This window comes from Neobacillus niacini, assembly GCF_023715415.1.
Lineage (GTDB): Bacteria > Bacillota > Bacilli > Bacillales > Cytobacillaceae > Neobacillus > Neobacillus niacini_C.
In genome coordinates this window covers 329615-353719 of the sequence record NZ_JAMBOB010000002.1, presented here as the reverse complement: position 1 = coordinate 353719, position 24105 = coordinate 329615, and the positions used below count along the sequence as shown (strand labels likewise).

General features: G+C 39.2%; 29 protein-coding genes and 2 riboswitches. Of the genes, 6 read left to right on the top strand and 23 right to left on the bottom strand.

Features of this window, described 5'->3' with window-relative positions; translation table 11 throughout:
* Positions 1-62 precede the first annotated feature (62 nt).
* Entirely contained in the window at positions 63-578 is a 516-nt protein-coding gene (locus tag M3189_RS05125; protein ID WP_251632996.1) for a CBO0543 family protein, read from the bottom strand.
* Between the two features lie 164 nt (positions 579-742).
* Positions 743-1159: a VOC family protein gene (locus tag M3189_RS05120; protein ID WP_251632694.1), complete on the bottom strand. Its 417-nt coding sequence runs from the start codon at positions 1157-1159 to the stop codon at positions 743-745.
* A 234-nt stretch (positions 1160-1393) separates the two neighbouring features.
* On the opposite strand from M3189_RS05120, the gene M3189_RS05115 reads away from it, so the two are divergent.
* On the top strand, positions 1394-1777 hold the full coding sequence (locus M3189_RS05115; protein WP_251632693.1) for a hypothetical protein: 384 nt from the start codon (positions 1394-1396) through the stop codon (positions 1775-1777).
* A gap of 43 nt (positions 1778-1820) precedes the next feature.
* Here M3189_RS05115 and M3189_RS05110 read toward each other — a convergent pair whose 3' ends face one another.
* The 3 genes from M3189_RS05110 to M3189_RS05100 all read right to left on the bottom strand — a co-directional run bounded on the left by M3189_RS05110 (position 1821) and on the right by M3189_RS05100 (position 5077).
* On the bottom strand, positions 1821-2261 hold the full coding sequence (locus tag M3189_RS05110; protein WP_251632692.1) for an SRPBCC domain-containing protein: 441 nt from the start codon (positions 2259-2261) through the stop codon (positions 1821-1823).
* 217 nt (positions 2262-2478) lie between these two features.
* Positions 2479-2847 carry a VOC family protein gene (locus M3189_RS05105; protein WP_251632995.1) on the bottom strand — a complete coding sequence of 123 codons (369 nt, stop codon included), beginning with the start codon at positions 2845-2847 and terminating at the stop codon, positions 2479-2481.
* Between the two features lie 151 nt (positions 2848-2998).
* A complete protein-coding gene (locus tag M3189_RS05100; protein WP_251632691.1) occupies positions 2999-5077 on the bottom strand; it encodes a transglycosylase domain-containing protein in 2079 nt (692 codons plus the stop codon).
* 218 nt (positions 5078-5295) lie between these two features.
* Here M3189_RS05100 and M3189_RS05095 point away from each other — a divergent pair, with 218 nt between their 5' ends.
* Complete coding sequence (locus M3189_RS05095) at positions 5296-6306, top strand: DUF3231 family protein (RefSeq protein ID WP_251632690.1); 1011 nt, start codon at positions 5296-5298, stop codon at positions 6304-6306.
* Between the two features lie 62 nt (positions 6307-6368).
* Here the strand turns inward: M3189_RS05095 and M3189_RS05090 are convergent, their stop codons facing one another.
* From M3189_RS05090 to queC, 4 genes are all read right to left on the bottom strand, one after another.
* The gene (locus M3189_RS05090; RefSeq protein WP_251632689.1) at positions 6369-6566 is read right to left on the bottom strand and encodes a Fur-regulated basic protein FbpA; all 198 of its coding nucleotides are present in this window, start codon (positions 6564-6566) and stop codon (positions 6369-6371) included.
* Positions 6567-6774: 208 nt separating this feature from the next.
* The gene (gene queE, locus M3189_RS05085; protein ID WP_251632688.1) at positions 6775-7503 is read right to left on the bottom strand and encodes a 7-carboxy-7-deazaguanine synthase QueE; all 729 of its coding nucleotides are present in this window, start codon (positions 7501-7503) and stop codon (positions 6775-6777) included.
* A complete protein-coding gene (queD, locus tag M3189_RS05080; protein ID WP_251632687.1) occupies positions 7500-7979 on the bottom strand; it encodes a 6-carboxytetrahydropterin synthase QueD in 480 nt (159 codons plus the stop codon). Before queD ends, queE begins: the two co-directional genes overlap by 4 nt.
* The gene (queC, locus tag M3189_RS05075; protein WP_251632686.1) at positions 7966-8637 is read right to left on the bottom strand and encodes a 7-cyano-7-deazaguanine synthase QueC; all 672 of its coding nucleotides are present in this window, start codon (positions 8635-8637) and stop codon (positions 7966-7968) included. The genes queD and queC overlap by 14 nt, the downstream gene beginning before the upstream one ends.
* Positions 8638-8852: 215 nt before the next feature.
* A riboswitch (PreQ1 riboswitch) is annotated at positions 8853-8899 on the top strand.
* A gap of 130 nt (positions 8900-9029) precedes the next feature.
* Here queC and queF point away from each other — a divergent pair.
* Positions 9030-9530 (top strand): preQ(1) synthase, encoded by a 501-nt coding sequence (gene queF, locus M3189_RS05070; protein ID WP_251632685.1) that lies wholly within the window; start codon positions 9030-9032, stop codon positions 9528-9530.
* A 109-nt stretch (positions 9531-9639) separates the two neighbouring features.
* Complete coding sequence (locus M3189_RS05065) at positions 9640-10170, top strand: J domain-containing protein (protein ID WP_251632684.1); 531 nt, start codon at positions 9640-9642, stop codon at positions 10168-10170.
* Here the strand turns inward: M3189_RS05065 and M3189_RS05060 are convergent.
* The 5 genes from M3189_RS05060 to M3189_RS05040 form a co-directional block, all read right to left on the bottom strand.
* On the bottom strand, positions 10137-10298 hold the full coding sequence (locus M3189_RS05060) for a hypothetical protein (RefSeq protein WP_251632683.1): 162 nt from the start codon (positions 10296-10298) through the stop codon (positions 10137-10139). The two genes, M3189_RS05065 and M3189_RS05060, sit on opposite strands and share 34 nt — an antisense overlap.
* Positions 10299-10434: 136 nt before the next feature.
* Positions 10435-10860: an OsmC family protein gene (locus tag M3189_RS05055; protein WP_251632682.1), complete on the bottom strand. Its 426-nt coding sequence runs from the start codon at positions 10858-10860 to the stop codon at positions 10435-10437.
* Between the two features lie 90 nt (positions 10861-10950).
* Positions 10951-11943: an aliphatic sulfonate ABC transporter substrate-binding protein gene (locus M3189_RS05050; protein ID WP_251632681.1), complete on the bottom strand. Its 993-nt coding sequence runs from the start codon at positions 11941-11943 to the stop codon at positions 10951-10953.
* Positions 11944-11975: 32 nt separating this feature from the next.
* Entirely contained in the window at positions 11976-12737 is a 762-nt protein-coding gene (locus M3189_RS05045) for an ABC transporter permease (protein ID WP_251632680.1), read from the bottom strand.
* A complete protein-coding gene (locus tag M3189_RS05040) occupies positions 12670-13512 on the bottom strand; it encodes an ABC transporter ATP-binding protein (RefSeq protein WP_133368343.1) in 843 nt (280 codons plus the stop codon). Before M3189_RS05040 ends, M3189_RS05045 begins: the two co-directional genes overlap by 68 nt.
* A gap of 333 nt (positions 13513-13845) precedes the next feature.
* Here M3189_RS05040 and M3189_RS05035 point away from each other — a divergent pair, with 333 nt between their 5' ends.
* Positions 13846-14031 carry a hypothetical protein gene (locus tag M3189_RS05035; protein WP_045515772.1) on the top strand — a complete coding sequence of 62 codons (186 nt, stop codon included), beginning with the start codon at positions 13846-13848 and terminating at the stop codon, positions 14029-14031.
* 77 nt (positions 14032-14108) lie between these two features.
* On the opposite strand, the gene M3189_RS05030 is transcribed toward M3189_RS05035, so the two are convergent.
* Positions 14109-14381, bottom strand: a complete 273-nt coding sequence (locus M3189_RS05030) for an aspartyl-phosphate phosphatase Spo0E family protein (protein ID WP_251632679.1) — start codon at positions 14379-14381, stop codon at positions 14109-14111.
* Between the two features lie 302 nt (positions 14382-14683).
* On the opposite strand from M3189_RS05030, the gene M3189_RS05025 reads away from it, so the two are divergent.
* Positions 14684-14977, top strand: coding sequence for a hypothetical protein (locus tag M3189_RS05025; RefSeq protein WP_251632678.1), 294 nt, complete (start codon positions 14684-14686; stop codon positions 14975-14977).
* An 88-nt stretch (positions 14978-15065) separates the two neighbouring features.
* On the opposite strand, the gene cysI is transcribed toward M3189_RS05025, so the two are convergent.
* From cysI to M3189_RS04985, 8 genes are all read right to left on the bottom strand, one after another.
* Complete coding sequence (gene cysI, locus M3189_RS05020; protein ID WP_251632677.1) at positions 15066-16784, bottom strand: assimilatory sulfite reductase (NADPH) hemoprotein subunit; 1719 nt, start codon at positions 16782-16784, stop codon at positions 15066-15068.
* Between the two features lie 28 nt (positions 16785-16812).
* Positions 16813-18615, bottom strand: a complete 1803-nt coding sequence (locus M3189_RS05015) for an assimilatory sulfite reductase (NADPH) flavoprotein subunit (protein ID WP_251632676.1) — start codon at positions 18613-18615, stop codon at positions 16813-16815.
* A 124-nt stretch (positions 18616-18739) separates the two neighbouring features.
* The gene (locus M3189_RS05010; RefSeq protein WP_251632675.1) at positions 18740-19465 is read right to left on the bottom strand and encodes a sirohydrochlorin chelatase; all 726 of its coding nucleotides are present in this window, start codon (positions 19463-19465) and stop codon (positions 18740-18742) included.
* Positions 19466-19486: 21 nt separating this feature from the next.
* Positions 19487-20266: a uroporphyrinogen-III C-methyltransferase gene (gene cobA, locus M3189_RS05005; RefSeq protein WP_251632674.1), complete on the bottom strand. Its 780-nt coding sequence runs from the start codon at positions 20264-20266 to the stop codon at positions 19487-19489.
* Between the two features lie 30 nt (positions 20267-20296).
* Positions 20297-20896, bottom strand: a complete 600-nt coding sequence (gene cysC, locus M3189_RS05000; protein WP_251632993.1) for an adenylyl-sulfate kinase — start codon at positions 20894-20896, stop codon at positions 20297-20299.
* A gap of 12 nt (positions 20897-20908) precedes the next feature.
* Positions 20909-22078 (bottom strand): sulfate adenylyltransferase, encoded by a 1170-nt coding sequence (gene sat / locus M3189_RS04995; protein WP_251632673.1) that lies wholly within the window; start codon positions 22076-22078, stop codon positions 20909-20911.
* Between the two features lie 63 nt (positions 22079-22141).
* Positions 22142-23200: an inorganic phosphate transporter gene (locus tag M3189_RS04990; RefSeq protein WP_251632672.1), complete on the bottom strand. Its 1059-nt coding sequence runs from the start codon at positions 23198-23200 to the stop codon at positions 22142-22144.
* A 15-nt stretch (positions 23201-23215) separates the two neighbouring features.
* Entirely contained in the window at positions 23216-23932 is a 717-nt protein-coding gene (locus M3189_RS04985; RefSeq protein ID WP_251632671.1) for a phosphoadenylyl-sulfate reductase, read from the bottom strand.
* Between the two features lie 69 nt (positions 23933-24001).
* Positions 24002-24103: riboswitch (SAM riboswitch) on the bottom strand.
* Between the last annotated feature and the right edge of the window lie 2 nt (positions 24104-24105).

Below are 24105 nucleotides of genomic sequence, written 5' to 3'. Positions count from 1 at the left end.
ATCCCCTTAACCTCAATTTTCATTTAGTTTTTACAACCCTCGGAAATATATTCGATTGCTCATTAATTAATGGGAATCTTAAAAAAGATGACAAAGAATAGTATGATTGGTATGGAGAGGAGCAACGCTGCAACTTGGTGTTTATAATGCAGTAGCAGCATGGAAAATATGATTAAATTGAATAATACAGACCATCCCATAGACCAGCCGTTATGATGAGAAACTAAGTTAAGGTAACGTAAATTTATGTATTCTACCAACGAGTATAGTGTCACCCAGAAAATAAGCCATAAAACTATTCTACTTGTATCCTTAGGGATATTTCCTAGATAAATGATAACAGTAGCAGGGTACGCAACAAACATGATTAATAATGAAACAGCTAGATGATTAGGCAGAAGATTTTGTCCAAATATTGTCTCCTTGTACTCCCACATCAAATAATCTTTACATAATAAATTATACAACAAATCACCAAACCAAAAGAATAAAATAGTGGAATGATATTTACTCCAGTTCCTCCAGTCCCCCCATTTCACACCAGCAATGAGAAACAGGCTATTCAACAACAAGTGCACATCATCATCTCCGTTTTTCACTATCAATAAAAGATCATATCGTATTTATTATTAACTGGAAATAAAATGGTTATTCTACTTAGGTAATTACTGTGAAGTCAAACTCTCGATAAAAAAACGCCTCTGCTGATACAGAAACGCTTTCACTAATTATGAATTATTATCTATTTATTAAGAAACTTTTCTTTAAATATTGGACTAAGTTCACTCCACACATCGAATTTATTTCCATCAGGATCATAGAAAACAAAGTTTCTCCCACTATGTCCTCTGTCCTCGATATCTCCGACTCTAATTTCAATTTCTTTAAACTCTCGATGAAAGGATTCAAGGGCATGAAGTCCATTCACTTCAAATGTGATAGAGAAACACTCGTCACCATACATATTATAGAAATTTGCGCTTTGATTTTCCTTTGCCTTTACCAGAAAAAAACTTTGATTGGCAAAATTCAGTATGGCTTTTTCTTTATCTTTATAGTTTAAAATAGCTCCTAATTTGTTTACATACCATTCTGATGAAATGTCTACATTGCTAACTGGTAAATATGTAGTACCAATCCTAAGTAATTTATCTTCCAATCCTTATTCTCCTTTCAATAAGATATAAATGGTGAGGGTCACCATTTTCACATTCTAGCCATCTAGGATGTGAATTGCTTACATATCACCTTTTTACACCACTCTATATTTTATTCGCTATAAAACAATATTTTCCTTTTTAAACCAATTAACATTAGACAAAGGGTATTTAATCTTGGTAAGATGACTAATAACATAATTATATATTTATTATTGATAAAGGAGCTACACATAATGTTTTTGACAAAGCTTCAACCAGAGGAGAAAGAAGCGTTTCTAGAGTTAGCCTATTTAATGGCTACCATTGATGGCAAATTCTCGGTTTTTGAAAATCCGATTATCGTAAAGTATCAAAAGGAAATGGATCTTGAGGATTATACCATCAAAGGCTTAGCGATAGATGATATTCTTAAGGTTTTTAAAGATGAACACTCCAAACATATTGCTCTAATTGAAATCCTCCGCCTTGTCTATTCAGATGGAATCGTTCATGAAAACGAACAAAAGTCAATCACCTTAATTAAAGAATACTTTGGCTTTGATGCCAATAAGTATGCCACTTTCAAGGACTGGATAGTTGGAATAAAAGAATTTGCTAATTATCCAAAGCATGAATAGATTAAATCAGAAAAAGCAACGCTCAATGCGTTGCTCTTCCTCGTTATCGACCTTTTCCTTTTCGCAAGAGATAAATTTCTTTTTTAATTTCTTTTTCAAGACTTAGAAAAAATTTCTCTATCCCCTTGTTTGAACCTCCTTTTAACACCCGCTCTGCGGCCCCAGACAATGCTCCTGTGATTTTCACTTCAGACTGGATAGTGAGTTGCGTGCTGCCTTGTTGATCTTTGAAGAATAAATGCGCATTTCCACTAATTTCCCCTAAATTACCTTTTCCCTGCAAAAGTAGATGATAATATGACAAAACCTGTTCTTTTTCCAGCTTAACCTCGAGTGTAAAAACATCTTTTAGTGGTCCTATGTTAATGTCGATTTCAGCTTGATATAATCCAGGTGAGCTTTGCACAAATGACCTGCAGCTAGGAATTGCATTTTCAAGTACCTTTTCATCCTTGATGTACTTCCAGACAATTTTCCTTGGCAAACTAAAAATATGTTGGTATTCAATTTTCAGGAGCCATCCCCTCCATCTTTGAAGGTCTTCAAGAAAAATACCTATTTTAACTAATATTCATTTCACTTATAAATATTCGAAAAGACAGCCCTGTAATTTAACGATATTCAATTTCTTCGTCCTTCAATCTCTTCTAATTCTTCAATGGTTTTATCGCCTTATACGTCACTCCCCCCTCAATAATAGATTAAATCCACTCAAGAATTTCAATACGATTACCAAACGGGTCGGTTGTATAAAAACGTTTTGCCCCCGGAAGGTTATGATCTTCAATCACGTCTACTCCGTTTGCCAATAGGTGTTTTTTCAAAGCTTCAATATTTTCCACCTCAAATGCAGGATGTGCTTTTTTTGCAGGAGCAAAGGGCTCCTCTACGCCAATATGTACTTGTGTGTGTCCATTTCGAAACCAAACACCGCCACGCTTCTTCAATTCTTCTGGTTTTTCCATTTCTTCAAATCCTAAAATATCTATAAAAAACTTCCTTGCAGAATCCTCACAACCCGTTGGAGCCGCTAGTTGAATGTGATCTATGGCTTTAAAACGATACATAATTAACACCATCCTTTAAAATGTTTTATTATATACAAATTTCGCCACCAATTGATATATTCCTTCTATTTTGTCATTCATCGCCATTCCTCATTAAAACGCAAAAACGGCCGAACTCAAGAAAAGCTCGGCCATCCTATATTAATGATATCCTTCATTCTTCGTCTTCCTCTTCTTCATCCCTTTCTTTATCCTTTTTCCCCTTTTTCTCCTTATTCTTTTCCTTACCCTTCCCTCTGCCTTTATTTTTCTCTTTCTCTTCTTTTTCTTTTTCTTTCCTAACCTTTTCCTCTTTTTCTTTTATTTTTTTGATTTCAATTTTATATTTTTTCTCAACGGTTGTTAAGGCAAATTTTTCATCAGAAAGCACTGATTTCGATTTCTCCAGTATCTCTTTAAAAATTACTGGAGTGGTTCCACTGCTTGATGTGCCTAAGTAATGATTTTCGTCCGTTTGATCGTAGCCTAACCACACCGCTCCGACAATATCGGGTGTATAGCCGACAAACCAATGATCCTTTGTTCCACCCTCATTCGCAAATGGCAGCTGGGTAGATCCTGTTTTTCCTGCAATATCAAGACCTTCCATGAAGGCTTTCTTCCCAGTACCTTCCTTAACAACACCGCTTAGCATGTAGGTGATTTTTTGCGCCACTTCTGGTTTGGTCACTGCAGTTGATTTACTTTTCCATTTTGCAATAACTTTTCCATCTATATCTTCAATTTTTTGAATGGCGTGTGCCTCCACCATCGTTCCATTATTTGCAAATGTGGAATAGGCTTGTGCCATCGCTAGAGGAGAGGTTCCTTCGTGCATACCACCTAAGGCAATCCCCAGTGCATAATCTTTTTCTTGTAAAGGAATTCCAAATTCCTCGACTGCCTTCGTGCCCTGCTGTAACCCAATTTCATTTAACAACCAAACAGGGGGAATATTGTACGAATTCACAACGGCCTCATACATCGTTACCTCGCCTCGATATTGCCAATCGAAATTCTTTGGCTGATATCCTCCAAAGTCTAGCGGTCTATCCTGTAATAAATCAAAGACTTCATATCCCTCTTCTAATGCTGGAGTATAAACAGCCAATGGTTTCATAGTAGAACCTGGCTGTCTGACTAATTGGGTCGCCCGATTAAATCCTAAAAACGTATGTTGGCCACGCCCGCCGACAAGTGCTTGAATTCCTCCACTTTTAGGATCAATGAAAATTGCTCCACTTTGGAGTAATTGATCGTTTTGACTCGCCGGAAAAAAGTTATCATTCTGATATACTTCTTCTGTTCCCTTTTGAATAGTAGGATTTAATTCTGTAAAAATATGAAGTCCGCCTGACAGAACTTCGTTTTTAGTAAGCTTATATTTGGTCATGGCTTCCTGAATAATATGGTCCACATAATAAGGATATTTGCCATCATACTCATCTTCGACTTTTTCTTCATTTAACACTACTGGCTGTTCTTTGGCTTTCTTAACATCTGCTTGTGTAATATATCCTTCTTTTTCCATTAATGATAAAACAAGGTCTCGTCTTTGTACTGACTTTTCCATATTCTTAAATGGTGAAAGAATCGAAGGAGCCTTAATTAATCCAGCAAGCATCGCCGACTCACTTAACGTTAATTCACTTGCTTCTTTTCCAAAGTACGTCTTAGCAGCCCGCTGAATTCCCCATGCACCCTCTCCAAAATAAATCTGATTCAAATACCTCTCCATGATTTCATCTTTAGAGTAAGTACGTTCAATCTTTTTCGTAATGATTAACTCCTTGACCTTACGTGTATATGTCCGTTCATGTGTGAGAAATACGTTTTTTGCGAGTTGCTGTGTAACGGTACTACCGCCTGCAACAATGTCACCGCTCAACATATTTTTGAAGAAAGCCTTCATAATTGCAAAGTAATTGATACCATTATGCTTATAAAAACGCTGGTCCTCCGTTGCAATTACTGCGTGTATGACTTCCTTTGGTATTTGCTTAATCCCTACGCCTTCGATACTTGAGTTGGAAATCTTACTCGCTATCTCCCCATTTTGATCATAGATGATCGTTGGCTGAGGTGCTGGCTTATTTAATTTATTTACATCGCTCGTCCAAATAAAAATATTTACAATAAGGAGACCACATAGGGCAGCAACAATCCCTGCCACCATTAACTTCTTCGCCATTCCTTTTGTAAAAAACTGCTTCCAATCCCATTTTGACGCATTTCTTTGCTGTCTTCGTTCCATTCGTCCCACGTCTTATTACCACCTTCAACTCTTCTAACTCCATTATCATTTTACATATCGCTTCATTTTAAAACGAAAACCATTAAAGTTAATGAGAAATAAGTCTTACATTTTCTAGTTCATAACGCCCAATAATCAAAAAAGACACACCATTGATACATATAATCATTAACTATGGAAATGATGGTAATAGGGATTCTACTTATGGAGGAAATTTAATGGAGAATGAAAGAAAAGTAAAAATTACGTCTGCCGAACTTGCTCAAATTTGGGCACAATATATGAATGATAGCGGCAGTATTTGTGTACTGACATTTTTTTTAGAAAAGGCTGAAGATTCGGAAATTAAACAGATTGTTGAATTTGCTTTACAATTATCAAAGACACATATAGAGAAATTAACAGCCTTTTTTAATGAAGAAAAGTTTGCTGTCCCATATGGTTTTAAGCTAGAAGAGGATGTGGATGTATCGGCACCAAAACTTTATTCAGACAGCTTCGTACTTCAATTTATTCATCAAATGGCGAAGATTGGTCTAACCAATTATTCGGCAAGTGTCGCTTCATCCGTAAGAGCAGACATTACCGATTATTATATGGAATGCGTGTCAGAAACCATGCAGTTATACAAACTATCAAAGAATCTATTATTGGCAAAAGGTCTTTATGTAAGGTCACCTGCTATACCGAGTGAAAAAGTCGAATTTGTTAATAAACAAGCCTTTCTTTTTGATGTTATTGGTGAAAAAAGACCATTAATTGTTGCTGAAGTAGGCAATCTATATGCAAACATCCAGCGAAACATCCTAGGTGTGGCTACCTTACTTGGATTTAGTCAAGTTGCAAAAGACAAGGAAGTTACCCAGTTTCTTCTTAGAGGAATCGATATTGGAAAGAAACATATAAAGGCATTTGGCGCAAAATTAGAGGAATGTAACCTCCCTGTTCCGGCTGTTCTTTCTGCAGAAGTTTCATCTAGTACATCCTACACATTTTCCGATAAACTGATGATGTTCTTTACGACTGGGTTAATCACATTAAGTATAGGTTATTACGGTACGGGTGTAGCTCAAAGTCCTCGAATGGATTTGGGTGTCATGTATAACAGACTTTCACTAGAAGTCCAATTGTATTCAGAGGATGGCTCCAATATCCTGATTCGTAATAAATGGATGGAACAGCCCCCGATGGCGACAGACCGTGGAGAATTAGGATCACCAAATACATAAACCATAAGGCAAAAAGCCGGACTTTCCAGCCGGCTTTTTCCTGATCTAAGTATTAAAGCTGATTATTGCAGCTGTTGGTTTTCTTGTTCCATCTTACCCTTAACTTGATTTGTTTCCATATACTCGTATTCCCTTTCCAGGTCACTTAAAGTCCATTCATAAAGATGTCGATCTTCTTTTTTAAACACACCAATTTTAAGCAGTTTATCTATAAGGTATTGCCTTCTTTGCTGGACAGCGGTTCGAAGAATATTCTTCATACCTTGTCACCTCCAGATTTTTTACTACTCCTTAGCTACCTATACGATTTTAACGTCTTGCTAATTTGGTGTGTGTCGAATCTTTGCATATTTACCTACTCTTAAAGCAAACTTCATCTTAATTTAATAAATGAAAATAAACTGTATTTTTATTAATGGTCTACAAGATAAAAAAAGCCCACCTATTTTTATAGGTGAGCCTTGTCATTTAAACTCCACGTTTATTACCCCAAAGCAGGGTATGTAATTGAGGAAGCACTCTAACATTGTTTAATTGGTTGTCTACTACTACTTGATTAACTAGCCACTCGTATTTAAGGAGAAGCTTTTGAATCAGGTCTTGATTATTTGAATTCGTGATATCATCATTACCAACCGAAAGGTAAAATGGAATGCCTTGGTATCTTTTATGAATCATTTTAGCATATTCCAAATCAGCTTCATCGAAAATAACGACTTTTAAACTAACATTATTTTCAAACTGGTTTTCATCTAGATTAATAAAAATCGAATCTAATACTTCAAAGTTTGTTTCCATCGTTGAACTTGGCGGTTTAGGAGAAATGGTAAGTTCATCAATTTTTAAGAACCAATCCTGCCATCTGCTTCCTTGTGTTTCAATTCCAATCGAAATCTGATTTTCTTTTAACAAATCAATCAGTGAATCTAGATTTTTGAGTAATGCGGGATTTCCCCCAGAGATGGTTACAAAGGAAAAATTGTCCCCGCCAAGGGCTTTTAATTCTGTCCATATTTCTTCGGCAGTCATTAACATAATGTCGTCTTTAGCGGTGCCGTCCCACGTAAAGGCAGAATCACACCAGCTGCAGGAATAATCGCAGCCGGCTGTTCGAACAAACATCGTAACTTGGCCAACGACCATCCCCTCGCCTTGGATGGTGGGGCCAAAAATTTCTAGAACGGGAATTCTGCTCATACCTCCATCCACTCCCTTCTAGCCTCTGCATAACTAGTAGGCGTTTCAAAAAGGCGGACAAATTCTACTCTAGCTCCGTGAAATTGATCCTTAATCTCTTCCTTAGCTAATGCTTCCTGCATTTTTTCATAAATCCAAACCACGATATTTTCAGCGGTTGTATTCATCGGAGGCAGTGTTTCATTTAGGTATCGATGATCCAAGTGAATCTCAATTTCATTTTTCCAAATTTCCTTGATATCCCCAAAATCCATCATTAATCCTCTTTCATCCACATAGCCGCTAATCCCGAAGACTACTTTATAGGTGTGGCCATGGAGGTTCTTGCATTTGCCTTCATAGCAATGTAAGTGATGTGCGGCATCAAAGGTAAATTCCTTACTTACCAATACACGCTTCGTATGATACTTTAACTCCCTACGCTGAATGTCTTCATCTATTTTCTGCAGTTTATCGACGATTCTAAATCCGTACATTTTGAGTCCTCCCACTTAGAAAGTCATCGAGTCCGCGTTTTCTTAACACACATGCAGGACATTCTCCACAGCCGTCAGAAATAACGCCATTGTAACAGGTTAACGTATTCTCCCGTACGTATTCAAAAGCATTTAATTGATCTGCTAATTCCCATGTCTCTTCCTTATTCAACCACATTAACGGTGTGTGAATCACAAAGTTATCATCCATGGAAAGATTTAAGGTAACATTGAGTGATTTTATAAAAATATCACGGCAATCTGGGTAGCCGCTGAAATCTGTTTCACAAACACCCGTCACTATATGCTTGGCACCAACCTGACGAGCTAACACTCCGGCAAAGGTAAGGAACAAAAGATTTCTTCCCGGGACAAACGTTGAAGGAAGTTCACCATCTTCTCCTTCTTTGACTTCAATATCAGAGCGTGTTAACGCATTGGGTGCGAGCTGATTCAATAAAGACATATCTAATATATGGTGTCTAACACCTAGTTCATTGGCTATATTTTTGGCACATTCAATTTCTAAACTATGCCGTTGATTGTAGTCGAAGGTGACTGCCTCCACCTCTTTAAATTGTTGTAACGCCCAAAATAAACAAGTAGTGCTGTCCTGCCCGCCGCTAAATACGACAATGGCTTTTTCATTTTTTAACATATTTAAGGAAACTCCTTCCAAAATAGAAAAAGCCGTACCCCAAGATAGAAGTACAGCTTCATCTTAGTTTTTTTAACGAGGGGTGCTAGAACCTCTATCGAATTACGCTGTAAGTATAATAACATAAAAAAAATGAAAATAGGAACCATAATTTTTTATTTGACGTTTTTGTTGATGTCCTTTATCATATGGAAGAAGATAATACCCGTACTTACACGGGAGAGGTTCATAGCTGATACCCTCTATAAAAAACTATGGATACATGACTCTACGCCATGTCCATACCGGACGTGGCTTTTTGTTTTTTTATCCTTGTGGTTTGCTGTAGTAAGATGGCTGGGACTCTCTTGTAAAGAAAGTGTTGGGATACATTTTGACTTGGAGGTTTTTTTATGTCTGGACGCAAGGCTGAAGAAGGATTAAAGGATTTAACACTATTAGGTAATCAAAATACACAATACTCATTTGAATATGCACCAGAGGTTTTGGAAGCAGTTGATAATCTTCATCCCGAGCGTGATTATTTCGTAAAATTTAATTGTCCTGAATTTACTAGTCTTTGTCCGCTTACACATCAGCCCGATTTTGCAACGATGTATATTTCATACATCCCGAATCAAAAAATTGTTGAGAGTAAATCTCTTAAACTCTATTTATTTAGCTTCAGAAATCATGGTGATTTCCATGAGGATTGCGTCAATATTATCATGAACGATTTAATTAAGCTTCTAGATCCAAGATATATTGAAGTATGGGGAAAATTCACTCCACGCGGTGGTATTTCTATTGATCCATGGTGTAACTACGGGAAACCAGGTACCAAGTTCGAAGAAATGGCTACATTCCGTTTGATGAACCACGACCTGTATCCGGAAAAAGTGGATAATCGATAATTGAAAACTATTTTTAATAAAAATTAAATAGTCCTGTAAACCTGTAACGTTTTTCATATGATACATTGAGTTTAGTAATTACTAGACAAATGAAGAATGAGTTGATCCTATGTTGAATGTTAAAGAGGTTACTGAACAGCTTAGGGCTGAGGGGATTACGGACAATGAAGAGGTTGTCATTCGTTGGATTCTTGATGGGAAAATCAAGGCGAGAAGAACCAAGCATCTGAATCTAGAATACTCAATAAATCCTGTTGATTTAGCGTCATTTATTTTAGAAAAGAAGATTGAGTTCAAGACAAAGAAATTTGGAATTGATTTTCACGAGTGGGAAAAAACGTTCCACGAAAATCAAAAATTCAAAGAAGAAATTGAACAGTTACAAACCTCGATTCGGATAGAACAAGCAAAAAATAGGTCTTTAAAAAGAATGCTAAAAGCAGAGTATGCGCTATCCGACTCTCCACCTTTGACCCTTACCTCCTTATTGGGTTTAGAACCTGGGGCAAATATTGACACAATCAGGAAGGAATACAAGAAAATATTAAAGGCCCTCCATCCTGATAGAGGCGGCGACGAACGACTATTTAAAGTGTTTTATGACCACTATGAAAAGGTAAAGGATCCAGCTAAGAGCTGAATCCTTTTTGCCATTGGCTGTGTTAAACTAGGCTGTTGATTGGAGCTCCAGGCGCTATGCTTTCCGCGGGCTCGCCCGTGAGCCTCCTCGCAGCTTCGCTCCTGCGGTGTCTCACTCAGCTCGTGCATCCCGCAGGACATTGATTTACATCCTCGAATCCGCCCACGCACGAAGAAAATGCGATAGCATTTTCGAGGAGTCAAGCGCCTTCCGCTCCAATCAACAGGTTCTAAAATCAACAGTATCCATCAACACAGCCTAGTTTTATAAGACTTGATTACCTTTTGTTCCGTTAATAGAATAGCTTGCTACTATGTTTGCACTTAAAGAATGGGAAACCGAGCAGTATTTGTCTTTGGATAATTGAATCGCACGGACTACTTTATCTTCTGGCAAATTCCCTTCTACTAAGTAATGAATATGAAAATCGGTGAATTTCTTTGGTTCTGCATCGGCCCTCGTACCCTCTACTTCCATCGAAAAACCAGTCAGCTCTAATCGCATTTTTTTCAAAATCATCACGATATCGATTCCTGTACAGCCTGCAAGTGAGTATAAGAGCAATTCTGTTGGTCTAGGACCGCTATTTTGGCCGCCAACTTCTGGTGCGGCATCCATCCGTAAATCATGCCCTGAAGGCGTCGTTCCGGTAAAGGCCATATCTCCTGTCCATGTAATCTTTGATTTCATTTCTATCGTCCCTTCCTCTATGTAATTTCATCCTTATTTTACCTTAAAAAAAGGTTTTGAACTCCTAATTGAGTCCAAAACCTTCTATTATTATTTAAGTAAGGACAAGTCGATTAGTCCTTTAATATCACTGCTTGGAATATACCCAGCTTCTTTACTGATATCTGCCATTTCCTGAATTACTTTTTCATTTACATCTGTTGTCACCGCTAAACGGGAGAACGCTGCGTCTACTTCGTCTTTATTTAACTCTTTACCAGTAAGATTTTTTAAATGCTTCATGACAACTTCTTTGCTCTCTTCAGGGTTCTCCTGAATGAACTTTACCGCTTTTTTATGAGCATCTAAATACTGCTTTGATAATTCTTTGTTTTTCAAAAAGTCTGCTCTTGCAGCAACTACTGTATTGGTGGATTCTTTCCCCCAAGCAAATTCATCCCAGTCTAGTAGCAGTTTTCCATTTGCTTGATTTTCAAGTACATATCCCCATGGCTCTTGCGTCGCTGCTGCGTCCACTTGTTTTTGAATGAAAAGTGAAGCTGTATCCGCTGGAGCTGCAGCAAATAAATCTACTGTACCACCACTCGTTTTCGCTTTTAAATTAGCCTCTTTTAGAGATTTACGTAACATTACATCCTGCGTGCTTCCAATAACCGGAATTGCTACTTTTTTTCCATCTAAATCTGCTACCTTTTCAACGCCGCTTCCTTCAGCCGCAACAAGGACTGCTCCACCATTTACTGCTCCAGAAATTAGGTGGTATTCCTTATTCTTCACATAAAAGTTGAGTAATGGACCTGGTCCAACTGTACCAACATCAATAGCCTTTGTTGCCATTGCTTCCATAAATAGTCCACCATTTGCTACAGTTTTCGTTTCAATCTTTACATCTTTACCAAATGCTTCTTCAAAATAGCCTTTTTCAAGTGCCACAATGGTTCCGATATGTGTTAAGTTTGGAAAATATCCGATTTTAACTGTTTTCGCCTCTTCTCCACCTTCATTCGAAGATTGAGCACATCCGCTAAGTAATCCAATAAACAAAAGTGTGATAAATAGGTAAAGCGTCGATTTTTTCAACATGATTTTTCTCTCCTGGCTCTATAATATTTATATTAAGCTCTTCCTCGAATACCCCATTTTACTTCTACATTGCGTTCTAATCTTGAAAAAACAACATTATCGACTATGGTCCCGATAATGGCAATGATAATCATGACAGAAATAACTAAATCCATTTGACCAAGTGAACGACCCATTTCTAGCAGCTGTCCAAGGCCGCCTCCGCCCCCAAGAAGTTCACCGGCCATTAAGGCACGCCATGAGAATGCCCAAGCAATTCGCAATCCTGAAATGATTTGCGGTACAGATGCTGGAAGGATAACAGTACGAAGGAAGTGCAATCCACTTGAACCATACACCTTTGCGACACGCTGATAAAGCTGAGGTACGTTTTTAAAGCCGCTTGTTGCATTAACCGTCATCGTCCATGTCGCACCAATTGTCACAATAAACAAGATGGAAAAATCGTTTAAACCAAACCAAATGATTGCTAGTGGAAACCAGACAATACTAGGAATTGATTGGAGCGCAGTTACGACAAATCCAAGGGTATCCTCGACAAGTTTATAACGCCAGATGAAGTATCCTAATATCAATCCGACAATAATGGCAATCGTAAATCCTAGGAGGATACGTCCCATACTTTTACCAATCGCCAGAATAATTTGACCACTCATTAAGCCGTTAAAAAGTGTTTCGAGTACTTGGGTCAGGCTTGGAAACATAAAATCAGGAAGGCTGGAAAATCTAGATGTGACTTCCCATATCGCCGCTATCACCGCGATGAAGATGATCCGTCTTAAAGCTGTAGTCATCACCCATTTCCTCCTTCAATACTTTTTCAATTTCATCTTGTAATATTGATAAAATTCTTTGCTCGGTATTTAATGTCACACTGTCAGGTGTTACACCATCCTTCATGGTAGGTACGGGAATAATTTCTTTAATCCTGCCAGGACGAGTGGCAAATACAACCACTTCCTCTGAGAGGAGTACCGCTTCTCTAATATTGTGTGTGATAAAAAAGATTGTTACTTTGGTCTTTCTCCAAATTTCAAGCAGTTCTTTATGCAGCACCATTCTAGTTTGTTCATCCAAGGCCGAGAAGGGCTCATCCATTAACAAGATGTCAGGCTCCATTACTAACGCTCTAGCGATTGAAACTCTCTGCTTCATTCCGCCTGATAATTCGTGAGGATATGAATTTACATAGCGGCTGAGGTGAACCATCTTTAAGACATCAAGTGCCTTTCTTTTCGCTTCTTCTTTTGGCATTTTTTTAAGATTCAAACCATAGGTTACATTTTCTAATACGGTCAGCCACGGAAACAAACCTGCTTCCTGGAAAACTACTACTCTTTCTGGACCAGGTTTTGATACTAAGTTCCCATCGACGCGGATTTCTCCGCTATCAGCTTTGTCGAGTCCAGCAACCAGGTAAAGCAGCGTAGACTTCCCACAACCTGATGGCCCCACAATCGAAACAAAACTACCTTTTTTGACATTTAAATTTATTCCATCAAGAACCTTCACGTTTTCTTTTCTATCATTTATAAAGCTTTTTTCGATTGAATCTATCGTTAAATACATTTAATGTCACCTCTTTTTTAATCCCAAGTAAAACTATTGGTTTTATTATATTACAAACGATGGGTAAGTCAACTACTATTCTATAAATCTGCAAAATTTTATGTATTTTACTCTTTTTTATTTACTGAATATTTAACTATTTTTCTACAAACGACTATCGATGAAAATGGATTACCGTCGTTATTTGCAAGAACTTTCCTATTTCTAAAAGAATCTGGTGATTCATGTAGATAAGTTTTTTACAGTTCAGGCAGGAGAAACTCACCCGTATCTAAAATTAGTAGAGTAGACGAAAAGCTAGTCTAATCAATAAGTTGAAAGGTGGTCATTGCCATGAGCCAAGATATTACCCTCCAACAAATTGCAGAAGGTGTACCAAAGACACTATTAAACGCATCTGATAGAGACATTGAAGGATTCCAAAAAATCATCGAAGAAACGATAAAATTAAGAGAAGCCCACAGAAACCTGCAGAAAATGGTAAAAAGCTTTTCTACTTCTACGATTCAGCGAACGTAAGTATTTTATAAAAAGAAAAAGACCCATCCTTGGCCAAGGGGCTGGGTCTAAATATGTCTTATTGGGAACTTCAATCATTAATAGAATTTATTACCTTTATATGGAGACATAAATTTGTAGGGTCTCGATGCTAATTTGTAAAAATGCTGTATTAACTCCACAAAATCATCTAGTAAGGTAGACTTGGACCTTATCTGGTTTACTTTTAACCTTCTATATTCATTTAGAAGATTATCTAGTTCTTGACTGCAAACTATCGTTTCTCTATTAGAAAGTCCCTTTGTCATACCTATTTTTATCATTTCGTTTCTCTTCTCATTTATTGCCTCTTCTAAATCAACTATATTCATAACAAAAACACACCTCTAACTCTATTAATTACCCAGATGCTTTAAATATATTAGTCATGAAATGAATTATAGCATGTATTTAAATCTATTAAATCGTTTCGATAAAACAAGTTAAAATATGACAAAACTAGACGATTTCCAAAATTTCTGACTATTCAATAAAATAATTTTCGCAAGATTATTCCGCAGGATTATAGGATAATGCAGTATGCTGAAAGTAAATCAAGCCAATACTTACCATATGGTTATGTTTGGTTTGGTGAAAATTTACTATATAGTTTTCGGAAAAATCAGGAGGTAAAATGATGCTTTTTGAAGAATATGATGAATTGCTAAAAAAAACGGTTGCTGTTGCACCTGATTGGGTAAAAAGCGACATTCAAGACATTTTGAAAAAAGAAGAAGGGAAACATATTGGAGTAAGTTATGTCATATCACAATTAAATGATCGTTATTCTTTTAGTCTCAGACATATTTTATCAGCAATGGATTTTTCGAGTGAATGGACGAAGGTTTCAAGAGAACGGCTAAGTTTTATTGATAATAATATTGATGTTGTTGTGGCATTGTATTATGACCTCAAAGACAAACTATGAGAAATTCAGGTAGCAATACAAAAAGCAATACCAATTCAGATGAATTAGTATTGCTTTTGTCATTTATTCGTATATTTCCGATAAATGTTTAAGCATGAAAGTTTGTGCCGTCGGTTGTAGCTTGGACTATGCCAGCACGAATGACGAAGTCTCCGAAGTGCTCTTCTTGCTCTCTTTCTTTTGCGTAACGGGAAAGAATGACACGAAGTTCGCTCAAGATTTCTTCTTCACCGATATTTTCTCGGTACATTTTGTTGAGTCTGCTGCCGTCAAAAGCCGCTCCGAGGTACATATTATATTTCCCTACCGCTTTACCCATGAAAGCTATTTCTCCCAATCCAGGGCGTGCACAGCCGTTTGGACAACCTGTCATACGGATCGTAATTTCTTTATCCCTAAGTCCAGTTTCATCTAAAATATCGTCTATCTTATCAATAAGCTTCGGTAAGTATCTTTCTGCTTCTGCCATGGCTAACCCACATGTCGGAAGTGCAACACATGCCATTGAACTACGGCGAAGTGCAGAATAGTGACTGCCATCCGTCAAACCAAATTGTTCAATAAGTTCATTAATTTTTTTCTTCTTCTGGCTTGAAACATCGGCAATAATTACGTTCTGATTTGCTGTTAGACGGAATTCACCTTTATGAACTTTTGCAATTTCTCTAAGAGCTGTTTTCAGCTTATAATCATCCGAATCCGCAATACGGCCGTTTTGGATAAAAAGGGTATAATGCCATTTTCCTTGAACGCCTTTTACCCAGCCGTAACGATCACCGTTATCATCAAAATGGTAAGGTTTTGCTTCAGCAAGACTCCAGCCAAGACGATTTTCTAATTCTTCCTTGACGGTTTCTAATCCTAGGCGGTCAACGGTGTACTTGAAGCGGGCATTTTTTCGCTCGGAACGGTTTCCGTAATCTCGCTGAATGGTAATGACTTTTTCTGCTACATCTTGAATTTGATCTGGTGTACAGAAGCCAATTATCTTGGCAAGTTGCGGGTAAGTTTCTTTATCCCCATGTGAACTTCCCATACCACCGCCGATTGCCACGTTAAAACCAATCAGTTTTCCATCTTCTACAATTGCAATTAAACCAAGGTCTTGTGAAAAGACATCGATATCATTCGAAGGCGGTACCGCAATAGCAATTTTGAATTTACGTGGTAAATAAAGCGGTCCATACATTGGCTCAACATCGTCGACTTCCGGTGAACCAGCTACTTTTTCTTCATCAAGCCAAACTTCATGATACGCCCTTGTTCTCGGCAATAAATAATTACTTAAATGTTTTGCCCATTCGTATACTTCCATATGAATCTCAGATTGATAGGGATTTGATGTACACAATACATTACGATTAACATCGCCGCAGGCAGCAATCGTGTCCAATAACGTAGCATGGATTTCCTGTATCGTATTTTTCATATTCCATTTTAAGATCCCGTGCATTTGAAATGTTTGACGTGTAGTCAGCTTTAATGTACCGTTACCGTTTTTATCAGCTAGCTCATCCATAACCAGCCATTGGGACGGTGTCGCAACACCGCCAGGCAACCGGACACGCAGCATAAACTGATAGGCAGGCTCAAGTTTTTGTTTTTGGCGCTCATTGCGGAGATCTCGGTCATCCTGCAAATAGCTGCCATGATGTTTCATTAGACGGTTATCATCGTCTGGGATTCCTGCACTGATTCTGTCGAGCATGACTTCTCTCAGTGTTCCGCGTAGAAAATTACTCTCTCTTTTAATACGCTCAACATCGCTTGGTGCGCCATCCGGTGCTTTTAATTTTTGCTTAACCATTTATGAAAAATCTCCTTCCATTACCTTATCAATATACATCGCGTTGGTACCGTTTTTGCTGCTGCATATCTGCTAGATAGGCTTCTGCCGCTTCTCGGCTCAAGCCTCCCTCTTTTTCGATGATCCCAATAAGCGTTTGATGGACATCATGTGCCATATGTTTCTCATCACCGCAAATGTAAACATGAGCACCTTCTTGAAGCCACTGGAACAATTCCTTACTTTGTTCTAGCATGCGGTGCTGGACATAAACTTTTTCAGCTGTGTCACGTGAAAAAGCAACATCCATTCTCGTTAATACACCGTCTTTCAACCACTTTTGCCATTCTGTTTGATATAGGAAATCAGTGACAAAATGCTGGTCTCCAAAGAACATCCAAGACTTACCTTCTGCCCCAGTTTCCTCACGCTCTTGAATAAAGGAGCGGAAAGGCGCTACACCTGTTCCTGGTCCTACCATAATAATTGGAGTTTCAGGATTCGCAGGAAGCTTAAAGTTTTCGTTTTGTTGAATATAGATTGGTACACTGTCTCCAGGCTGTAATCGTTCTGCGGTAAAAATGGAGCAGACACCTTTACGGTCACGACCGTTGGCATTGTAACGGACAGCACCTATCGTTAAATGAACTTCATCAGGATTCGCAGTTAAGCTGCTGGCAATCGAATATAATCGTGCCGGCATTTTTCTAAGAATCGAAACAAACTCTTGAGGTGAGCTAGAGAGCGGTCCAAAGTCACGGACCACATCAAGCAAATCATGTCCTTCAAGATAGGATTTTACCTTTTCACTATCATTTAGAATCTCCTGTAAGTCGCTGTTTGCAGTAAGTTTTGCTGCTTTTTCAAGAAGCGGCTTTGTTAATGTAGTAATCTCGTAAAAGGTTGAAAGTGCGTCTTTTAAGGAAAGTACTTCACCTTGCTTATTAATGGTCACACTTTCTTCTGGGTTCCATTTTAATTCTTCTAGAAGCAGGCTTACCAGTTCTGGATCATTTTCTGGATAGATTCCAAGACTATCACCCGGTTGGAAGCTAAGCCCGGATCCTTCAAGTGATAACTCCAAATGTCGTGTTTCTTTATTGGAGCCTCGACCATTTAAGTTTAGATTATCAAGCACTTCTGCTCTAAATGGATTGGTTCTAGAGTAGGTTGATTCAACTGTTTGAGTGGAAGCTACCTGAGTTAGGACAGGAATTCCACCCTTTGTTTCACCTAGACTATTAACTACTCCTTCAAGCCATTCTGCTGCGGGTTCATCATAATCGAGATCACAGTCGAAACGTGGATAAAGTCTTGTGCCCCCTAACTCCTCCAAACGAGCATCAAATTGTTTTCCTGTTTGACAGAAGAATTCATATGAACTATCTCCCAGAGATAAGACCGAGAAGTTTAAGTCGTCAAGCTTTGGTGCCCGCTTGCCATGAAGAAACTCATGGAATGTTAGAGCATTATCCGGTGGATCGCCTTCTCCATGCGTACTTACTAAAATAAGTAGATTTTTAACTTTTTTAATATTGTTTGGTTTAAAATCGCTCATAGCAGAAATCGTTACTGTGAACCCTTTCGCCTCTAGCGTAGAGCCTGCCTTTTTTGCTAAGCCGCGAGCATTTCCTGTTTGTGATCCGTATAGAATGGTCACTTCTTTTGATGCTGAGCCATCAACTGCTTGTTGGCTTGGCACACCTAGTACAGAAGCAATTGGCGCTGCAGCAGCACCGGCGAGATACCCACTCAACCATACTTTTTGTGATTCAGAAAAAGTAGGTAAAAGACGATTTAGGAGTTCCGCCTGCTCCTGATTAAACGGACTATTCATTACCTGAAGTTGCAACGTTATCCACCTCACTATGGAATATAAACTTATCATACAGTATTTTTTAGAGGCTGTTCGATTTAAATTGGTCTATTTGTTGACCCAGTTCTCTATTTACAAAGTTTTTCAGTTTTTTTTAGACTTACTTACCAACCGCGCGTTCAATTACGATATCTTCAATCACGCTATGGTTGCTTAAAGCTGCGGTACAAAGGATCCTCTGACCACCTTTTTGGCGCAAGCGAACGGTTTTGTTTAATTCTGCAAGCAGGAGTCCGGTAAATAACATATAAGGAACAACAATAACCCGACCTTTTGCACCTGCCGAAATATTCTCCAAACCCTCACTTAGCCTAGGCTGTGTTGCCGCGAAATAGCAAACAGATACCCTTTCCGGCCCAAGCCGTTCTTTGATTCCATCTGCAATTTCCCCAAAATTCACATGGACATCCGGGTCACTGCTGCCGACACCGACAATTAATATCCTGTCTGTAGTGGTCACGTCACCGGCAGACTCCCTAATTAACTCAGCCACACCATCTAGAATAACATCCTGTACCCCAAAAGGGTTCTTTATTTTTACCGGAATAGTAGGATATTTGGCAATAAAGGGTGACAAGGCTTCAGGAATATCCCGTTTTATGTGTCCCGCTGCCAAAAGAAACAGTGGAACAACGTCAATTTCCGTTGCACCTCGCTCGACACATGTTTCAAAGCCTTCTTCAATCAGCGGCTCTGTGAGCTCTAAGAAACTCAGCTCCTGAATCGGTACGTTAATTCGTGCCTTTACTCTTTCCATAAAAGCCCGTATCTCGACCGCACCTTTTTTCGAACGAGTACCATGGCCGATATAAAGAATTGCTTTCATAAAATGTGCTCCCTTCTGCTGTTACCGGTTGGCGGCTGGAATATTGGCTACTATTTCTTCTTGGAACCAATTCAATTTTTTGTGCAAGGTTACTACCTCCCCAATCACGATCATACTTGGATTGGTAATTCCCTCTCTTTCTACCACTTCTTCAATCGTCTCAAGCGTCCCTACGACTGTCCTTTGGTCGCTTAATGTACCCCAATGGATCAAGGCGATAGGAGTCTGCGAAGATTTCCCATTGGAAACTAAATGTTTGATTATAGTTGGTAGATGAGATACGCCCATGTAAACACATATCGTATCTACTGCCATCGCCAAGTGGGCCCATTGGTGTTCCGCCGTCGCACTATCACCAGCCTGATGTCCGGTAATAAAGGCAAAGCTTTTACTCAAGGTACGGTGTGTCACAGGAATCCCAGCATAAGCAGAAGCCGCTATTCCAGCTGTAATACCTGGAACAATCTCAAATGGCACATTATGCTTCGCACATTCCTCTGCTTCCTCACCGCCGCGGCCGAAAACAAAAGGATCTCCACCTTTTAATCGCACCACGTTATATCCCTTTTTGGCGTATTTCACCAAGAAATGATTAATTGTCTCCTGCTTCATTGTATGATAATGAGGAAGCTTGCCGCAATAGACAAGTTGTGCCCCCTCTTTCGCATTCTCCAAAAGTTCAGGATTTACCAGCCGATCATAGAGGATGACATCAGCTTGCTTGAGGCAGCGTAACCCTTTTACTGTAATTAAATCTGGATCGCCAGGACCCGCACCTACTAAATAAACCTTGCCAACCATTGATCAACCATCCTTTCTTACCGACTCATATTAGAGAATGTTCTTTTCTTGGAGGTAATTAAAAATCTGATTTACTGCTTCTTCCACGGTTAATAAATCAGAGCGGACCGTGATTTCTGGACGCTCCGGTGCTTCATAAGGAGAATCAATCCCCGTAAAATCCTTTATTTCACCACGTCGAGCTTTTACATAAAGCTGTTTCGGATCACGTTTTTCACATTCCTCTAAAGGGCAATCTACAAAAACTTCCATGAACTCGCCTTCTTCAAAAATGGCTCGAACCTGGTCACGATCGGATTGGAAAGGAGAGATAAATGCTGTCGTTACAACTGCACCGCTATCTACAAACAATTTGGCCACTTCGCCAATTCTTCTGATATTCTCTGTCCGGTCATTGTCTGAAAAACCAAGATCTTTATTTAATCCATGGCGAATATTATCACCATCTAAAACATATTCATTAATCCCCTGACGGTACAAAGCGCTCGATACGGCGTTTGCAATTGTCGATTTACCAGAACCAGATAGTCCTGTAAACCAAAGTACGCAGCTTCCATGACCATTCTGTGCATGACGGTCAGATTTGGTAACTGAACTTGCGTGCCATGTAATATTGGTAGCTTTTGTCATCATGTTCTCCTCCTAAACGTGCGTTTCTTCTTTCATGCCTTCGATTAACACTTCAACAACCTCTTTACGGCTGAAAGTGGATGGAGGAAGCTGTCCTGCACGAAGCAATTCTCTTACTTTCGTTCCAGAAAGAATCACCCGATCCTCATTGCTATGCGGGCAAGTTTTATCAGAAGCCATTCCTTCACATTTTTTGCAATAGAAGCTATGTTCAAAGAATAATGGTTTAATGCCAAGCTCCCCTTCAGGGAATTCATTAAAAATTAATTGAGCATCGTACGTACCATAATAATTACCTACACCTGCATGGTCACGGCCAACAATAAAATGCGTGCAGCCAAAGTTCTTACGGGCAATTGCATGGAAAATCGCTTCTCTTGGACCAGCATAACGCATTGCTGCTGGGTAGACACCAAGCTGGACACGTTCACGTGGGTAGTAATTTTCAAGAAGAACACGATAGCTTTTTAGGCGAACATCTGCTGGGATGTCGTCAGACTTCGTTTCCCCAACAAGCGGGTTCACGAACAATCCATCAACTGTTTCAAGTGCTGCTTTTTGAATGTACTCATGGGCACGGTGAATGGGATTTCTTGTTTGGAAACCGACAACACTCTTCCAGCCTTTTTCTTCAAATAAGGCACGTGTTTCCTTTGGCTCAAACCAAACATCGCCAAAGATTCCTTTTTCCGGCTTTTTAACTAGAACTACATCGCCAGCCACATAGACAGGTCCTCTTTCATAAAGACGCTTAACTCCTGGATGAGCAGTTTCTAGGGTTTTATAAACCTCAACTGCTTCCTTGTCTAAATTTGGTTCATACCATTCCGAAACGGTAATAACGCCGTAAACCTCTTTATTAAATACAAGCTTGATTTTCTCCCCAACTTCAAGTGTTGCTGCTGTTTCATAGGAAACAGGAAGTGTAACCGGAATAGACCAAATTGTATTGTCACTAAGACGCATGTTCTCCACGACGTTTTCATAATCAGCTTTCCCAAGGAAGCCGGTTAATGGACTAAATAACCCAACACCGATTAGCTCAAGGTCACTTAAGGCAATGGCGTCAATTTCAAGTTCTTTTTGGATAGACGTAAAATCATAGTTTGGATCAAATGCTTGGATTAGTTTACCTCCATGAGGCGCTGGTAAAAATGACAACAGAATCAAACCTTTCTTCATTAAATTTAAGTTTTATTATTAAACCCTTCAAAAAAAGAGATTTAAATCAGTGAAACTATCAAGCTACTTTTCTACAGCTTCTGTTACAGGCTGGTTCGATTTTTTCATTAGTGACATTACACCGAATACAGAAATTAATACGCCTGCCATCGCTACAATCGGATAGAAGTTATGTTCAATTAGCAGCTGGATCAGCGTATAGGAAAGCACCATCGATAAGACTGGTGAAACAATCCAAACCGTAAGCAGCTGAACAACGATACCTTTTTTTAATACTGACTTGCCATGCTTTGCAAAACCGATTCCAATAATCGAGGATGTCGTGATTTGAGTCAGCGGGACCGGAATCCCGAATACAGAAGCTAAGGTGACAATGGCTGCTCCGGTACCAGAAATCACACATCCCTCTTCCAAACGGAGAGTGGTAATTTTCTTCCCATTTGTTTCAAGAACACGGTGTCCTAACAAGATGGCACCTAATGCGACACACAGCCCGCCCCAGAAAATACCGTCAGTTGTCGACATAATTTCTGCGCCGACTAGCGGTCCAACTGCATTTGCCACATTATTCATTCCCGCTGAAAAAGCTTCAAATAATCCCATACAAACGACAAGAACTGAAAGATAAGGAACGGCTTTTGGTGCTTCCATCCAGCGTTTTAGCGTTTTGTTTTTTAATAGCTTAGCAGAAAGGATGGCGATGATGAACGCTGCGACAGGAGTTAGCAGCCAAAAGACCATAATCCATGCCAAACTTCCGACAAATACTGATTGGTAGACAATTCCAGCCCCTACTACCGATCCTACTGCTACTTCACTTGTCGAAAGTGGAATCCCGAAAATATTGGCTAAAAATAACGCAAGCGCAGCAGAAGCTAAAACAATAAGTGCAATCGGTACGCTAAAGGTACTACTCGGGACAATTCCGCTTCCTATGGTTTTGACCACTTCACCACCACCAAGCCACGCCCCAAAGAATACAGTAATACCACATAAGAACAATGCCAGCCTTTTCTTAACTACCCCTGCACCGTAAGATATCCCCATTGAAGCAGCGGCACCACTCGCACCAATATTGATGGCAAAAAACAACCCAATTATAACCGCGATAATCGTGAGCAAACTATAAGCCCCCTTTTAGGATGTGTGTAAGCCACACTCCGTCTTGCCGCTACCCACCCAGCGTCCTGCTCGTGAATCACCATCTGCCGAAACTGGCTGTGTACAAGGAAAACAGCCGATGCTTGGATAATTTTGATCATGCAAGGCATTGTAAGGGAGGTCTTTTTCCTTTATATAGGCCCAAACTTCGTCCCATGTCCAGTGAATAAGCGGACAGATTTTAATGTTTTGAAATTTATCATCTTTATTTAGAAATTCTGTGTTTGCTCTTGTTGGCGATTGTTCCCGACGAAGCCCTGAGATCCATGCCTGTTTCGCCGTTAGTGTCTCCCTTAATGGTATGACTTTGCGGATATTACAGCATTGGTTGGGCTCTCTCTTCCATAATGCTGATCCATATTGTTCGCGTTGTTCATCTAAAGTTAGCTTTGGAAGTTTTCGCTCAATCCTTAATGAAGGAAAACGCTCTTCGATTTTGTTAATCACCTCATAGGTTTCCGGAAAGTGTAAGCCAGTATCTAAGAAAACGATATGAGCATCTGGCTTCACCTGTTGAATGAGGTCAATTAATACGATTGCTTCAGCACCAAAACTGGATGCATAGACAATTTGTTCTTCTGGATAAGAGCTGTATGCCCATTCCAATACCGACTTTGCTCCTTTTGTTTTATCCTCGATAGGAAACGTATCCGATATCTGATTCCAGTTTTCATATGTTACCGGTGTAGTCATTACTAATCCTCCTTTTCACCAATAAAACAGCCTTCCCCAAAAAAGGAAGGCATCTCACGTTTGTTTAACGCCTTATCTCCCAAAATGAAGATCATTTTGCTGGAATTAGCACCTTGCACAGCAGGTTGCCGGGCTTCATAGGACCAGTCCCTCAGCCTCTCTTGATAAGTATT

Coding starts and splice junctions, on each gene's coding strand:
- M3189_RS05115 (WP_251632693.1), top strand. CDS start 1,394: ATGTTTTTGACAAAGCTTCAACCAGAGGAGAAAGAAGCGTTTCTAGAG.
- M3189_RS05100 (WP_251632691.1), bottom strand. CDS start 5,077: ATGGAACGAAGACAGCAAAGAAATGCGTCAAAATGGGATTGGAAGCAG.
- M3189_RS05095 (WP_251632690.1), top strand. CDS start 5,296: ATGGAGAATGAAAGAAAAGTAAAAATTACGTCTGCCGAACTTGCTCAA.
- M3189_RS05090 (WP_251632689.1), bottom strand. CDS start 6,566: ATGAAGAATATTCTTCGAACCGCTGTCCAGCAAAGAAGGCAATACCTT.
- queE (WP_251632688.1), bottom strand. CDS start 7,503: ATGAGCAGAATTCCCGTTCTAGAAATTTTTGGCCCCACCATCCAAGGC.
- queD (WP_251632687.1), bottom strand. CDS start 7,979: ATGTACGGATTTAGAATCGTCGATAAACTGCAGAAAATAGATGAAGAC.
- queC (WP_251632686.1), bottom strand. CDS start 8,637: ATGTTAAAAAATGAAAAAGCCATTGTCGTATTTAGCGGCGGGCAGGAC.
- queF (WP_251632685.1), top strand. CDS start 9,030: ATGTCTGGACGCAAGGCTGAAGAAGGATTAAAGGATTTAACACTATTA.
- M3189_RS05065 (WP_251632684.1), top strand. CDS start 9,640: ATGTTGAATGTTAAAGAGGTTACTGAACAGCTTAGGGCTGAGGGGATT.
- M3189_RS05060 (WP_251632683.1), bottom strand. CDS start 10,298: ATGCACGAGCTGAGTGAGACACCGCAGGAGCGAAGCTGCGAGGAGGCT.
- M3189_RS05055 (WP_251632682.1), bottom strand. CDS start 10,860: ATGAAATCAAAGATTACATGGACAGGAGATATGGCCTTTACCGGAACG.
- M3189_RS05050 (WP_251632681.1), bottom strand. CDS start 11,943: ATGTTGAAAAAATCGACGCTTTACCTATTTATCACACTTTTGTTTATT.
- M3189_RS05045 (WP_251632680.1), bottom strand. CDS start 12,737: ATGACTACAGCTTTAAGACGGATCATCTTCATCGCGGTGATAGCGGCG.
- M3189_RS05040 (WP_133368343.1), bottom strand. CDS start 13,512: ATGTATTTAACGATAGATTCAATCGAAAAAAGCTTTATAAATGATAGA.
- M3189_RS05035 (WP_045515772.1), top strand. CDS start 13,846: ATGAGCCAAGATATTACCCTCCAACAAATTGCAGAAGGTGTACCAAAG.
- M3189_RS05030 (WP_251632679.1), bottom strand. CDS start 14,381: ATGAATATAGTTGATTTAGAAGAGGCAATAAATGAGAAGAGAAACGAA.
- M3189_RS05025 (WP_251632678.1), top strand. CDS start 14,684: ATGATGCTTTTTGAAGAATATGATGAATTGCTAAAAAAAACGGTTGCT.
- cysI (WP_251632677.1), bottom strand. CDS start 16,784: ATGGTTAAGCAAAAATTAAAAGCACCGGATGGCGCACCAAGCGATGTT.
- M3189_RS05010 (WP_251632675.1), bottom strand. CDS start 19,465: ATGAAAGCAATTCTTTATATCGGCCATGGTACTCGTTCGAAAAAAGGT.
- cobA (WP_251632674.1), bottom strand. CDS start 20,266: ATGGTTGGCAAGGTTTATTTAGTAGGTGCGGGTCCTGGCGATCCAGAT.
- cysC (WP_251632993.1), bottom strand. CDS start 20,896: ATGACAAAAGCTACCAATATTACATGGCACGCAAGTTCAGTTACCAAA.
- sat (WP_251632673.1), bottom strand. CDS start 22,078: ATGAAGAAAGGTTTGATTCTGTTGTCATTTTTACCAGCGCCTCATGGA.
- M3189_RS04985 (WP_251632671.1), bottom strand. CDS start 23,932: ATGACTACACCGGTAACATATGAAAACTGGAATCAGATATCGGATACG.